This is a genomic window from Sulfitobacter sp. KMM 9851 (assembly GCF_057178245.1).
This window is the reverse complement of sequence record NZ_CM169991.1, coordinates 1,932,479-1,946,091: the sequence shown is the minus strand read 5'-3', so window position 1 is coordinate 1,946,091 and position 13,613 is coordinate 1,932,479. Positions and strand designations below refer to the sequence as shown.

At 60.8% G+C, this 13,613-nt stretch carries 17 protein-coding genes; all 17 read left to right on the top strand.

Annotated elements, in window-relative coordinates; all coding sequences use genetic code 11:
* The first annotated feature begins 1 nt into the window (after position 1).
* The 17 genes from AC1965_RS09565 (at position 2) to AC1965_RS09485 (ending at position 13,601) form a co-directional block, all read left to right on the top strand.
* Positions 2-910, top strand: coding sequence for a S49 family peptidase (locus AC1965_RS09565; protein WP_483883647.1), 909 nt, complete (start codon positions 2-4; stop codon positions 908-910).
* A gap of 90 nt (positions 911-1,000) precedes the next feature.
* Entirely contained in the window at positions 1,001-2,311 is a 1,311-nt protein-coding gene (locus tag AC1965_RS09560) for a phage major capsid protein (RefSeq protein WP_483883646.1), read from the top strand.
* 93 nt (positions 2,312-2,404) lie between these two features.
* Positions 2,405-2,803 carry a hypothetical protein gene (locus AC1965_RS09555; RefSeq protein ID WP_483883645.1) on the top strand — a complete coding sequence of 133 codons (399 nt, stop codon included), beginning with the start codon at positions 2,405-2,407 and terminating at the stop codon, positions 2,801-2,803.
* Positions 2,804-2,815: 12 nt separating this feature from the next.
* Positions 2,816-3,379, top strand: coding sequence for a head-tail connector protein (locus AC1965_RS09550; RefSeq protein WP_483883644.1), 564 nt, complete (start codon positions 2,816-2,818; stop codon positions 3,377-3,379).
* Between the two features lie 16 nt (positions 3,380-3,395).
* On the top strand, positions 3,396-3,719 hold the full coding sequence (locus AC1965_RS09545) for a head-tail adaptor protein (RefSeq protein WP_483883643.1): 324 nt from the start codon (positions 3,396-3,398) through the stop codon (positions 3,717-3,719).
* Positions 3,716-4,189 (top strand): HK97-gp10 family putative phage morphogenesis protein, encoded by a 474-nt coding sequence (locus AC1965_RS09540; protein WP_483883642.1) that lies wholly within the window; start codon positions 3,716-3,718, stop codon positions 4,187-4,189. The genes AC1965_RS09545 and AC1965_RS09540 overlap by 4 nt, the downstream gene beginning before the upstream one ends.
* Positions 4,190-4,192: 3 nt before the next feature.
* Positions 4,193-4,579, top strand: a complete 387-nt coding sequence (locus AC1965_RS09535; RefSeq protein ID WP_483883641.1) for a DUF3168 domain-containing protein — start codon at positions 4,193-4,195, stop codon at positions 4,577-4,579.
* Entirely contained in the window at positions 4,580-5,059 is a 480-nt protein-coding gene (locus AC1965_RS09530) for a phage tail protein (RefSeq protein ID WP_483883640.1), read from the top strand. It begins immediately after the preceding gene.
* Positions 5,056-5,409, top strand: coding sequence for a hypothetical protein (locus AC1965_RS09525; protein ID WP_483883639.1), 354 nt, complete (start codon positions 5,056-5,058; stop codon positions 5,407-5,409). The genes AC1965_RS09530 and AC1965_RS09525 overlap by 4 nt, the downstream gene beginning before the upstream one ends.
* Positions 5,410-5,489: 80 nt before the next feature.
* Positions 5,490-5,687: a hypothetical protein gene (locus AC1965_RS09520; protein ID WP_483883638.1), complete on the top strand. Its 198-nt coding sequence runs from the start codon at positions 5,490-5,492 to the stop codon at positions 5,685-5,687.
* Entirely contained in the window at positions 5,687-7,657 is a 1,971-nt protein-coding gene (locus AC1965_RS09515; RefSeq protein WP_483883637.1) for a hypothetical protein, read from the top strand. The genes AC1965_RS09520 and AC1965_RS09515 overlap by 1 nt, the downstream gene beginning before the upstream one ends.
* Positions 7,654-8,289: a hypothetical protein gene (locus tag AC1965_RS09510; RefSeq protein ID WP_483883636.1), complete on the top strand. Its 636-nt coding sequence runs from the start codon at positions 7,654-7,656 to the stop codon at positions 8,287-8,289. The genes AC1965_RS09515 and AC1965_RS09510 overlap by 4 nt, the downstream gene beginning before the upstream one ends.
* The gene (locus tag AC1965_RS09505; RefSeq protein ID WP_483883635.1) at positions 8,286-8,969 is read left to right on the top strand and encodes a hypothetical protein; all 684 of its coding nucleotides are present in this window, start codon (positions 8,286-8,288) and stop codon (positions 8,967-8,969) included. The genes AC1965_RS09510 and AC1965_RS09505 overlap by 4 nt, the downstream gene beginning before the upstream one ends.
* Positions 8,970-9,010: 41 nt before the next feature.
* Complete coding sequence (locus AC1965_RS09500; RefSeq protein ID WP_483883634.1) at positions 9,011-9,400, top strand: N-acetyltransferase family protein; 390 nt, start codon at positions 9,011-9,013, stop codon at positions 9,398-9,400.
* The gene (locus AC1965_RS09495; RefSeq protein WP_483883633.1) at positions 9,401-11,566 is read left to right on the top strand and encodes a phage tail protein; all 2,166 of its coding nucleotides are present in this window, start codon (positions 9,401-9,403) and stop codon (positions 11,564-11,566) included.
* A complete protein-coding gene (locus tag AC1965_RS09490) occupies positions 11,449-13,218 on the top strand; it encodes a hypothetical protein (RefSeq protein WP_483883632.1) in 1,770 nt (589 codons plus the stop codon). The genes AC1965_RS09495 and AC1965_RS09490 overlap by 118 nt, the downstream gene beginning before the upstream one ends.
* A complete protein-coding gene (locus AC1965_RS09485; RefSeq protein ID WP_483883631.1) occupies positions 13,218-13,601 on the top strand; it encodes a hypothetical protein in 384 nt (127 codons plus the stop codon). Before AC1965_RS09490 ends, AC1965_RS09485 begins: the two co-directional genes overlap by 1 nt.
* Positions 13,602-13,613 lie beyond the last annotated feature (12 nt).

Genomic DNA, 13,613 nt, shown 5'->3' with positions numbered 1-13,613 from the left:
CATGACACGCAGGACAGTCGGACACTATCTGCAATCCAGCGCGATGGCGCTGTCGCATCATGGCGGTGACGCTCTGCTGGCGTTCGATCTGCCGATCGACAAGATGCAAGCCCATGCGGGCGATGTGATCGCGGTCGAGCGCGGCGAACGCTACGCGGTGTCGCGCGGCCTGGGGATCGTGCCTGTGCGCGGGCTGCTGACGCCCAACATGTTCCTGTTCGAGAAGTACATGGGCTGGACCACGTATCAGGGGCTGGAAAGTAGTCTGGCGGATCTGGTGGCCAATGAGGATTGCAGCGCCATTGTCTTGGACATGGACAGCCCCGGCGGCATGGTGCTGGGCATTGAGGGCGCTGCATCGGCGGTCGCGGCGGCGGCGGCGGTCAAGCCGGTGCATGTGCTGATTAATCCGCTGTCGGCATCGGCGGCCTATTGGCTGGCATCGCAAGCCACAGATATTGCCATCACGCCAGGCGCGCTGGTTGGGTCGATTGGGGTGCGGCTGACCGCCACATCGCCGCAGGCCACCGACAGCTGGGGGGATCGGTGGTTTGAAGTGTCGTCGAGCCACGCGCGTGCGAAGAACCCAGACCCGGCAACCGCTGAGGGCATGGCGGAGCTGCGCCGGTCGCTGGATGAAACCGAGGCGCAATTTCACACCGCTGTGTCGGCGGGGCGCGGCATCGATGCCGCCCAGCTGGTGGCGCAGTTGTCTGTGACAGATGATCCGGCAGATGGTGGCGCGGTGTTTGGCCCGGACCAGGGCGTCGCGCGCGGTCTGGTCGATACGATCGAAGCCCGCGATGCATTTTATGCCCGCGTAATGGCGTCGAACGCGCCAGCACCACGCCCGCAAAGTCGGGCCTATGCCGCCCTGGCCGCAGCCGCGACAGCGCGCGCGGCAACCTAACACCAACATCACATCGGTGTATTTCGACCTGTCCATCGCGGCGGGATATTTGTGCTGCGCAAGCGGCATCTTTTCCATGGAGTTTGGAACATGAAAGACGTGAACGACTACCGACGCGACCGGAAAGCAGCGGCGACAACTTTGCAGACCTGCGCGACTGCTCTGTCGGAACTTGAAGAAGGTGGCATGGCCGCTGATGCGGCCGAAATGATCGAGGCGGTGGCCGCATTCGATGCGGCCAAGGCTGCGTTTGAAGGTGCCGACAAAGCTGTCAAACGCGCCGAAGATGTAGAGGCGGCGAACGCCACATCTGCCCTGTCAGAAATTAATAACCCTGCAACTCCCACGACACCCGCAGTTGCCAACAATCCAAACGACAAAGGCATTGGATTTGCCTTCATGGTGCACGCCCTGGCCAACAGCAACGGCGACAAGGATCGTGCGGTCGCGCGCCTTGATAAAGACGGCCACAGTGGGATGTCCGCTGCCCTGTCGGGGGCCAGTGACAGCGCGGGTGGTGTGACCATCCCGCAAGCGCAGGCCGCAGAGGTGATCGAGTTGCTGAAGCCACGCGTCACGGTGATCAATTCTGGCGCGCGCGTCATCGACATGCCTGCTGGGGAGGTGCGCCACGCCCGCCAAGCCACCAGTGCTACCGCCAACTACGGTGCGGAAAACTTTGTCACACCGGAAAGCGAACCGACTTTCGACAAGGTCGACCAGAGCTTCAAAACCCTGCGCACCCTGGTGCCGGTCGGCAATGCCTTGCTACGCCACAGTGGTGCTGCCGTGATGCAATTGGTGCGCGACGACATGCTCGATGTCATGGGCCTGCGCAAAGACCTGGCATTTCTGCGCGGCGATGGCACCGCCAACACCCCCACAGGGATGGGCGGCTGGGTTCTGGCGGCTCACACCCAGACGGCGGTGGCGAATACGGCGGCACTTGTTGAATCGGCTCTGCGTCGCATGGTGTCGAAGGTGCAGGATGCCAACGTAGGTATGATCAAGCCGGGCTGGATCATGCGCGCATCGACCCGCAACTTTCTGGCAAGCCTGCGTGAGCCCGATCATGGGTCTTACCTGTTCCCGTCAATCGACCAGAACAACACGCTGCTGGGCTACCCGATCAAGACCACATCGCAACTGCCAGACAACCTGGGCGTGGGTGGCAATGAGACCGAAGTGTTCTTTGCTGATTTCAATGACCTGATGGTCGGCGACAGTATGAAGCTGATGATCTCGTCGTCTACCGAAGCGGCTTACGTCGACACCAGCGGTGACACGGTATCAGCCTATCAGAACGATCTGACCCTGATGCGCGCGATCGAAGAGCACGACTTCGCCCCGCGTCATGACGAAGCCATCGCCAAGCTGACGGGCGCTGGCTGGTCGCTCTAACGCGCCACCGAAAAACCGACCTGCCACGCGCGGGGGCAGAGGGGGCCGCGCCCCTTCTGTATATTAATGTTTCAAACTGAAAAGGACGATCAGATGACCAAAGTAGTCATGAAGTTTTTCAAGGGGCATGGCCCCTACGTTAAAGGCGACATCGCGGGATTTGACCCCGAAAAAGCGGCCAAGCTGACATCGGTGGCGCGCCCCTATGACGAAACGGCTGACAAAGAGTTTGCCAAACAATTGGACCGGATCGGTACCGAAGAAGCCAAAGCGATGATCGAGGATGCCAATGCCGGTTTTGCGGCAAAGGCCGCGGCGCTCGATGCCCGTGAAGCAGCACTGGCGAAACGTGAAGCCGCAGTGTCGGCGGGTTCTGCCGATAATGATGGCGAAGCCGAAGCAGCTACCAAAGTCGCCACCGCTGCACAGGAGAAAAAGACCGGCAAGGGTGAACCACCCGCGCAGGGTGCCGACACTGCGGCCAAGTCGTAGGGTCTGCAGGACATGAAGAACCTGACCACGGCGGCTGCAGGGCCGGTGACAGTTTCCGAGTTTAAGCGGTCCATTCACATGCTTGAAATCGAAACCGACGATGATGCGCTGATCACTGATCTGATCGCATCGGCGACTGCCGTGGTCGAGACAGGCACGGCGCATCCCATGGCGGCGGCGGACTATCAATTCGATCTGCCGCAGGGGTGTTATTCGCGCTGGTGGTTTCCGGTGCGGCCGGTCAATTCGCTGGCCCTGGTGGAATGGCAAGACGATCAGGGGATCTGGACCGGCACAGATGCCGGGGGCGCCTATGTGGTGCAGGGCCAGGATGAACCGCAGCTGCTGCTGCCGGATGATCTGGCAGCAACGTTGCAGGGCGCGCGCGGGGCGCGGGTGACGGCCAATGTCGGCGGTGCGCCGACCCAGCAACAGCGCCAGGCGGTGATCATGATGGTGAAGGAATTCCGCGACGCGGGCATCGCCTTGGAAGGGGTGGAACCGGCCCAAGTGTCATTTCACATCCGCGCGCTGATGAACCAGGTGCGCTATCGCCGCCCCCGAGTGACGGGTTGATCGAATGGCGGGGGCAATGAAACTCGACAGCCGGATTCAGTTTCGCCGCGCGGTGCAGAGCGATGACGGTTTCACCAAAGTGGATGCCTTCCAAGACCACGGCCCAGAGCTGTGGGCGGGAAAGGTCGATATCAGTGATGCAGAGCGGCTGCGCGCGGGCGAAGTGTCGGCGACAATCACCAGCCGTTTTGTGGTGCCATCCATGGAATTGACGCGCGGCATCACGCCAAAAGACCAGCTGGTCTGTGACGGCGCGACCTATGCGATCTTTGGCATCAAAGACATCGGCAATCGCTGGCGGTTGGAAATCACCGCAGGCGCGCGGGTGGCGGGCGCATGACGGTCACCATGGAAACCCAAGGGTTTGCAGCGCTGGAAGACGCCCTGGATCAGTTGAGCAGGTCCGCAGGCAAGGGCGTGTTGCGGCGATCGCTGAAAAAGGCCGCAGAGCCGATGGTCGAGGCCGCCAAGGCCGGGGTGCCGGAAAAGACCGGCGCGCTCAAAGGCTCGATCACGGTCAGCACCAAGCTGGCCAAGCGTCAGGCGGGCAAACATCGCCGCATGTTCCGCGACGAGCGGGCATCGATCGAAATGTTCCTGGGGCCATCTTATGACCTCGGCGCGGGCGGGCGGCATGGCCATCTGGTCGAGTTCGGGACTGAACATTCCGCGCCGCATCCCTTCATGCGCCCCGCCTGGGATCAGGACCAGACGGCCATGCTGGACCGTTTGAGCCGGGAACTCTGGGCGGAACTGGAACAGAGCATCAAGCGCGCCGAACGCAAGGCCGCGCGCGCAGCTGGGGGCTGATCGATGGAAGAAGATTTTAGGGCGCTGTTGCTGGCAGACACTGCCGTTGCAGCCCTGGTTGGGGATCGCATCGATTGGGGTGAACGGCCCCAGGGCGCGGGTTATCCGGCCCTTGTGTTGAATGTGATCACCAACATCGAAGGGTTTCACATGAACGGGCGTAACCGTCTGTTTGAAGGTCGGGTGCAAGTCGATTGCTACGGCCTGACCTACGGGGCTGCGAAAGCGCTGTCGCGGGCTGTCATCAGCCTGCTGCACTGCCACCGCGCCGGACGTTTCCGCCTGGTCACCCATGTGGCCACGCGAGACAGCCGCGAAGGCGGTTCAAACGAAGCCGAGCGCCCCTACCGCGTCGGCCTGGATTTTTCAACAGCATGGAAGGCCGAGTAAATGGCGCAGAAAGACTTCGAGGGCGATATCGTCCATGATTGGGAACTGTGGATCGGGCGCGAGGATGACGTCACGCCGGGCACCTACAATTTCACGCAGATTTTCGGTTTCGAAAGTCTGCCATTCCCTGACCAGGTGCCGGAAGACACCGACGTCACGCATATGCAATCGCCTGGGCGGACGCGGGAAACCACGCCTGGCCTGTTGCCGGTCGCCGATTGGGCGCAGGAAAAGCAGTATTGGGCCGCTGATCCTGGCGATGTGATCCTGGAAGAACTGGCGGGCCTGACCGCTGCCGGGACCAAGGAAAAGGTGTTGATCGAGTTCAACATCGACCCCGCTGGCACATCGGCGCGCCGCACCTATCGCGGCTATGTCAACAGCTACACCCCAAGCGGTTCCGTCGGGGACAAGGCGATGGCAAACCTGGCGATTAAGATTCAGGACCGCCAGGCCGCAAACGCGCGGGTGATTGCATGACCCATGTGCAAGGCAAGCTAACGGTCACCGCAGGGGGCAAGAGTTATACGCTGTTCGTCGGCATGTCGGTCCTGGCAGATCTACAGGCCAAACATGGCCTGGACGTTCTCGATCGGTTGGATCCGCCAGAGGGGGCAGGGCCGTCTTGGGTGCCAGACCTGTCGATCGTGTCTGATTTGTTCTTGGGCGCGCTGCAGCGCTACCATGCGCAGGATGCAGATCGCTGGCTGGCGGATGACATCATCGCGGAAAACGCGGATGTGTTGCCAAAGCTGATGGGCAACAGCTTTCCCGATGTGCCGGAGGGCGCGCCGGGAAACGGGAAAAGGCCGAAGAAGGCAGCGGCCTAGACCTTTCTGACCTTCTGAAGCGCTACATCGCGGCGGGTTTCGACCCGGCGCGCTTCTGGCACATCACGCCACGCCTTTACATGTTGGAAATGGCGGGTGCGACGCTGCGCAGCCAGGACCGGCGCGCCGAAATCTGGTTCACTGCCATGCTGCCGCACATGGAAAAGCCTATCCCGTTTGATGAATTTGTGACGGGGCAGAAAGACAAGCGGGCCGAGATTGCAGCCTGTCTTGCCGCCTGGGATCGCGTCGACCGCGCTTTAATGAGGAAACACTAATGGCATCATCTGTCATCGGCGCGCTTCGCGTCAATCTTGGGCTGGACAGCGCCAAGTTCGAAAGCGGTGCGCGGCGGGTTCAAAAGCCGCTGCTGGCGATGCGCAATCAGTTTGTGGCTGTGGCGGGTGTCGCGGCGGCAATGGGCGGCGCGATCTATGCCGCCGCCCTGAAAGGGTCGCAAGAAATCGACAAGTCTGCAAAAGCGGCACGGCGGCTTGGCTCATCGATCGGCAGTTTCCGCGCGTTGGAACTGGCGGCGGGGGAAGCGGGCGTTTCGCTGTCCACTCTGACCGATGGGGTCCAGACGATGGACCGCGAGATCACGAAGGGCAGTAAAGCATCCGCGCGCGCGCTGGGTACGTTGGGCCTCGCCGCAAAAGATCTGGCCGGGTTGGAAGCGGATGAAAAGGTCGCGTTGATTGCCGACCGGATCAAGGCTTTGGGCCTGTCTACGGGTCAGGCCTCCGTCGTGCTGCAGGATCTGGGGGTCCGCAATCGGGAAATGGTTCTGGCAGTCCTGGCGGGCGGTGATGTCTTTCGCAACGCGCGCAAAGACATCGAGGACTATGGCCTGGCGATCAGCAGCACCGATGCCGCTGCGATCGAGCAGGCAAATGACCAGATCGGGCGGCTTGGGCTGATCGGTCAATATGCTGGGCAGCAGCTGGCGATCGCCCTGGTGCCTGCACTTGGGGCGATGGCCCAGGCGATGACCGACAGCCTGCGCGAAGGCGGGCTGTTGCGCACCCTTATCGACGGGCTTGCCGACAACATCGAACGGCTAGGCACCTATGTCGCAGTGGCGGTGACTGGGTTCGGGGTGCGGTATGTCGGCGCGCTGGTGGCGGCCAAGCTGGCCACCGCCACCCTATCGGGCGCGCTTGTCTTCCTGAAAGGCGCGCTGATCCGGACGGGCATCGGCGCGCTCGTCGTGGCGGCAGGCGAACTTGTGTTCTGGTTTGGTCGGCTGGTCAAAGGGACAGGCGGCTGGGGCAATGCCATTTCTGCCGTTGGCGATTTGATGCGGGCGGTGTTTTCCGACATGGCCGCATATTTGGTCGGGTTCGGGAATGTAGCCGAAGCTGTATGGCATAAGATGGCCAATGGCTTTGTTCAGTCGATCATTTCGATGGCGAACGTTCTTTCCGACTTCGTGGATATGATCCTGAACAGCCCGATCGAGAAAATCATGGGAGCTATGGGTTTTGAGATAGAACTTCCGAAGGGACGCGGCCTGCAACGCGGTTTGGAGGAGATTGCTGGCGCCCACGAGACGGCCGCTATTGCGGCAGCAAATAATGCCACTGCGAACTTCAAAGCCGCGAACAAGAGCGCAACCGCATGGGCCTTATTCAAGAGCCGCTTCACAACCGACACCGAGGGCTCTGCTGACGCAGCGGATCAGTTGGCCGATGCCCTTGATGGCGTGGCCGACAGTGCTGGGGGCGGTGGCAACGGCAAAAGCGGTGCTGCCAGCAAGATCAAGGAAATCAAACCCGCGCTGGATGAAGTCGCCGAAGGGTTCAAGACTTTCAAGTCGTCGGTGTCGTCGGCGTTCCAGGGGCTGATCACCGGGGCAATGTCCTTCAAAGAGGCGTTGGCCAGCGTTCTGTCGAGCCTGGCCAGTATCATTGCCGAAAGCGCAGTCACGGGCCTGTTTGCGAATTTCAAAATACCAGGATTGGCAACCGGCACACCCTACGCCAGAGGCGGGCTAACAATGGTTGGCGAACGCGGGCCGGAGCTGGTGAACATGCCGCGCGGCGCGCGAGTTTTGAACGCCAACCAAACACGCGGCGCGTTGGGTGGCGGGGCCACTTTCGCACCAGTTTACAACATCGATGCGCGTGGCGCGGATGTGGGCGCAGTGCAGCGTCTGGAAGCGGCCCTGGCGCGCGCCCATGCGGAGTTCGAAGGCCGCGTCATCAACACAGTGAACATGGGCAAGAAGCGGAGAATGATCACATGACCCTGACATTTCCGCGCACCGACATCCTAGCCGGTCTGACCTTTCCCGCGACCACGCCGCGCATTAAGCCATTGTGGCGCCAGGAAACCAGCCGCAGCGCAGGCGGTGTCACTCTGGTGAAAGACCTGGGGCCGCTGTTGTGGCAGGTCTTCTACTTGACCACGGCGATGGAGCGCGATCGCGCGGGCGAGGTTGAAGCGGATCTATTAACTCTCGAAAACGGTGGCCAGCTGTTTGAAGGGTATGACCCGGCGCGGCCTTTCCCCGCCTCTGACAAGCTGTCCTTGCTGACAGGGGTGACCATCCACAGCATCCGAACCGATCGCCTGGCGCTGCGCATTACCGGCCTGCCTGCGGGTTTCGTCCTGACCAAGGGCGATTGGCTGTCGATCGATGACGGCACCAACCTGCATCTGTTGCGCGCGGCGCAAACCAGTGTCGCCGCTGGCACCGGCCTTAGTCCCTGGTTCGAGATCCGGCCTGGCCTGCGCCCATCGATCGTGGTGGCGATGCCGGTGGTGCTGCGCTATGCGCCCGCGCGCTTTATGGTCGATCCTGGCACGGTGCTGCGATCACCCGTCGATGGGCTGCGCGATACCCTATCCTGGTCCGCCACGCAGGTGATCACATGAGAGCCCTACCTGCGGGCGCGCTGACGGCGCTGCAGGCGCGCAGCGTGACCATCCGCGACTTTCTCTGGTTAGAAGTGCGCGACATCGCCACCCAAGCCGTGGTGCCGGTTGGGTTCTGGTCTGACCTGGGCCAGGTAACCGCCCAGGTGATCGATCCGCGCACCGGCATCGAGGCCGCGCGCAGTTTTCAAGGGGCGGGCGGGCTGATCGATATTTCGCAGGTGCCGATGACCAGCAATCTTACGGTGCAGACGGTTGATGTCTCAATGAGCCAAATTTCCAACGCGAGCGACCTGATCCGCAGCTATGCGGTAAAACAGGCGCGGGTCGAGATATTCCGCGGGCTTTTTGCGCCAGCCTCCCTGGTCCAGTTGGCCCCCGCCTTTGCGCGCTTTGTTGGTTTTGTGGATGGCGTTGAAATCATCACACCATCAGAGGCGCAGGCGGGCAATATCAAGCTGACCTGCCTAGGCCACAGCCAAGAAATGAGCCGCCGCAACACAGCCACGCGATCACATGCGGATCAGCAAAGACGCACACCGGGCGACAGCTTTTCGCGACATGCTGCAGCGGTCGGAACATGGGAAATCAGGTGGGGCAACGCGTCACAGCAGAACCCGACGCCGCCTGTCGCCCCAATCCCAGGAAGCCTGGATCGACTGCTGGGTCGCAACACATGATCCGACCTGCCGAGGGTCGCGACATTCCCGATTTGGTGCAGATGGCAGGCCAGTTTCTGGCTGTCGCGCAGCCGGATCTGCCGATCGATCGCGACTACCTGGATGGATCCTTTCGCGCGATGATCGCGTCGGGGGGCTACCTGGTCCTGGTGGTGGATGTGGATGGTGCTGCGCGCGGCGTGTTTTGCGCAACCGTCTGCCGGTCGCCCTGGTCGCCGGTCGCCATCGCGTCAGAGCTGGGGCTTTGGATCGATCCGGCGCATCGCGGCGGGGGCGCAGTGCTGCGGATCCTGCGGGCCTATCTCGATTGGGCGCAGGGTATGGGGTGCGCAAGGGCATCAATGGTCGCGCTGTCAGGGCGATCGCTCGATCGGCTTTATGCGCGCGCGGGCTTTGCGCCCAGTGAAATAACATATTCAAGGGTTCTGTAGATGGCTATTTTCAGTTCGATCGCGGCTGCGGTCGGGTCTTTCTTTGCAAGCCTGACCTGGGGCGCGGTTGGCACCTTCCTGCTGAAATCCGTCGCCAGCCTGGGTCTGTCCGCCCTGGCGCAGAAGCTGTCAGGAAAGGACGGGGCGGATCGGCTGGGGATCAAGGGCCAACTGGATCGCGGGGCCGATGTGCCGCAGGCCTTTATTGTCGGGCGCTATGCGACAGCAGGATCTCTGACCTACGCCAACACATCGCAATTTGGCGCTACAGCCCCCAACGGGTGGATGACCTGGGTGATCACACTGGCGGATCTGCCCTGCGCCGGTGTGACCGGCCTTTGGGTAAACGGTGCCGCTGTGACGCTGGTTGATGGCGTGGATGGATGGGTGTCGGCCAGCGAGTTTATCAAGCCACAATCGCCCGCTGGGGCGTTGGATAAAAACCGCCTGCAATTCAAGTTTTACAATGGCACCCAGACAGCTGCAGATCCTTGGCTGACGGATCATGTGTCATCATTGGAGCGGCCCTGGGACGCGACCGCTGTCGGATATGGCAAGTCTTATGTCATTGTGCGCGCGCACATCGATGCGGATCTTTACCGCAACGGGTTCCCGACCTTCCTTTTCGAGGTTCAAGGGATCCCGCTTTACGACATTTCCAAAGACAGCAGTGTCGGCGGGAGCGGCGCGCAGCGGTGGAATGACGCGTCGACCTGGCAGCCCAGTGAAAACGTCGCGGTCCAGCTTTACAACGTGCTGCGCGGCATCCGCTACAACGGCGAATGGTTCTATGGGCTGCAGGGCGTGGCAGAGGCACAGTTACCTGCCGCGCACTGGATTGCCCAGGTGGCCAAATGCGCCAGCGGGGTCGAGGGGGCAGGCGGGTCCGAAGCGCTGTTTCGCGCCTCTGGGGAAATTCCCGTCAACGCAGAAATTCACACTGCCATCCAAGGGCTTTTGACAGCTTGCAACGGGCGGCTGTCGGATGCGGGCGGGGTCTATAAGCTGTTTGCCGGCGCGCCAGATGCGCCGGTCGCGACCCTGACCGATGATGACATCCTGTCGAGATCTGACCAGAGCTTCACACCCTTCCTGGGCTTGGCCGAAACAGTCAACGGCGTGTCAGCAAAATATCCATCGCCTGCGGCCGGATGGCAGGTCGAGACAGCCCCACCGCTCTACCGGGCCGACTATGAAGCCGAAGACGGCGGGCGGCGGCTGCTGGTCGATGTATCACTCGACTTTGTACCTTATGCAGAGCAGGCGCAGCGCCTGATGCAGGCGGCGCTGAATGAGGCGCGCCGGGCGCGGCGTCACACATTTCACCTGCCGCCAAAGTTCTGGCCGCTAGAACCGGGCGATGTCATTGCCTGGACATCGGTGCGCAACGGGTACCAGGATAAGCAATTCCGCGTCGATGGCGTCATTGATCTGCCGGATGCTGATGTGATTGTCGATCTGACCGAAGTGGATCCGGCTGACTACGTATTCGACACAGCTGTCGATTTTACGCCCCCAGCTGTGCCAGGGCTTTTGCCGCAGCCTATTCCGGTGCAGGAGGTCGAAGGTTTTCTGGTCAATCCTGCCAGCCTGGCTGATGAAACCGGCGCGGGTCGGCGACCGGCCATTCAGGCGGTCTGGAATGGCGATATTGGCGACGTGCGATCGATCACCTTCGAACTGCGGGTGAAGGCGACCGGCGTGGCGCTGGATCCAGCCCGATCGGATACTGTCAGCGACGGCCAGGTCTATATCTCAAACGGCATCCTACCTGCTGTGGAATACGAGGTTCGCGCCAAGTTCATTCCCGACAGCCCGCGCCCGACAGATTGGTCGATCTGGAAAACTGTGACCGCACCCGATCTGCGGCCCGGCTTTGTCGATCTGGACCAGGAGGTCGGAGACGCCATCGATGCGGCCCAGATGGCGGCTGACCAGCTTGCCACAGATGTGGCGGAGGTCGATCAGTATGCCCAGGACATCCGAAATGATCACAATGCCCTGGTGAGTGGTTTCGTGGGGGGGATCTGGCCAGTGCCTTTGAAGGGGTGGATGGCGATATTGACGGTCTGGAAACCAGCCTCTCAGCAGAAATCACGCTGGGGCAGATCAACACCCTGCCATCGACCTTTGAACAAGACGATAAATACTGGTCACACGCGCTAACCGGTGCGCCAGACAGCAAGGGAGGTGTCTCTAACCTTGTATTTTTCCGCACTGTCGTGGGCGCGGGTCGGGTTCTTTACAGCGCGGGAGCGGCGTCTAACCGACATGTGGCCCCAAGGGGGTATTTGCGCTACGTGGCGGGACATACTTACCGCATCCGTATCGCTGCGCGGCATGTCGGCGCCTTTGGTGTCGGGCCACATTTGAAAAGCCAATTCCGCAAGATGAATGGCGCCTATGCCTTTGTTTCGGTATCCGGGACCGTCGATCACACGTTTACTGCCGCAGATACCTGGGAAGTGTTTGAGCAGACCTATATCGCGACGGGTGCCGATGCCGCTTACATTTTGCCCATGGTCTACTTCCCATCCTCTTACAGTGATCCCTCTAAAGAAATCGAGATGAAACTGGTCGATGTGGCGGACATCACTGATGCCGCCAATGTGTCGGGCGAAGTGGCGTCCTTGTCTGCCACCCTGACAAATAACTATCTGACCGCTGTGGATACAAACAGCGCCATCGCCCAGGCGCGCACCGATCTGGGCGTCGATATCGGAGAATTGCAGGGCAACATCACGGATATCACGGCCCTTAGTGGCGACACTCTGACTGGCACGATCTTTGGCGTACTACTAAGCCAACTAGGCGTAACAGCTGGCGGCGTCCCGGCCACTGTGACAGCGCAAGGGACAGCAATCGCTGACCTGGAAGGCAATGCCAGCGCAGGCTACTTGATACGCGCCCAGGCGGGCAGTGAAGTGTCTCTGTTAGATCTGATTGCGGCGGACGGTTCAGCCGGATCCGTCTCGATCGCGCGCATCGCCGCCACCAATATCATCTTGGATGGCACTGTTTCCCTGTCGCACATGTCCGTGGGCAGCAATGCCAACCTGCTCGAAAACACGGATCTATCAGATGGCCCCGCTTACTTCCTGTTTCAGGGATGGGGTGCTGCTGGGGCGGAAACCACGATGTCTTTGCGGGAGCCCAGCAACTCTTTTACCGACGGTATCCGCCCCACCTTGCAGATGCACCAAACTGGTGTTGCTGCAAGTGGTTACAGCGACGTCTACTTGCGCCACCTGCTGGAAACAGGCGCTTACGATTATATCGAGGTCGAACCCAACACATTTTACGAGTTTTCAGCCTATATCGCCGCCCACCGCTGCACAGGCCAGTTGTACTTGCAGTGGCGGGACGCCAACAAAGCCTCAATCAGCGCCCCCAGCGCCGCAGTGCCAACCTATATCGGATCATCGACGGACCCAAATTCATGGCAGCGCCCGTTTCTGATCGCGAAAGCCCCCGCCAATGCGCGCTTTGTGAGCATCATTATCCGCAAGTTTGGCACCTTATCGGGGGCCGATAGCTTCATGTTCATCCATCACCCGATGTTCGCCGTCACCCATGCCAATGCAACCCAACCAAGCCAATACCTGCCGCGCGGTATCAGCTATTTCGACGGTAAAAGGCTGGTAACAAATTCGGTCACTGCCGACAAAATGGACGTCATAGAACTGTCCGCCATCAGCGCCAATATCGGGCATTTCAAAAGTGCTGCGTCAGGTGAGCGCATCGAAATTCAAGACGATGTGATCGAGGTCTATGACGCTGCGGGTGTGGTTCGCGTCAAGCTGGGGAACCTGGGCTGATGGCGTATGGTCTGGCAACCCGCGACGCGGGCGGGAACTTGGAAATCTACGGGCTGCGCAAACTGACGCGCCTGATCAAGACCCTGCACATTGGGTACAGCTATTCCGGCGATATCTCGGTGCCGGAATTTGACGACAAGATCGGCGCGATTACGTTTTACCCGAAGGCTATCCCGTTTCTCGCAAGCCCGTTTGGGCCGACCACCTATGGCTCTACAAGTCCTGGCGTGGGTCATATCTACGCCTCTATGAGCCAAATGCCGACACTGGCATGGGACAACACCACCAAGAAACTGACCGTCACCCCAGCGACCAATCACGATGGCAGCACAGCCTACGTGCGGCGACCGGATTACGTCGTCAACATGATCCATTACAAATGATTGGGCGTTGCA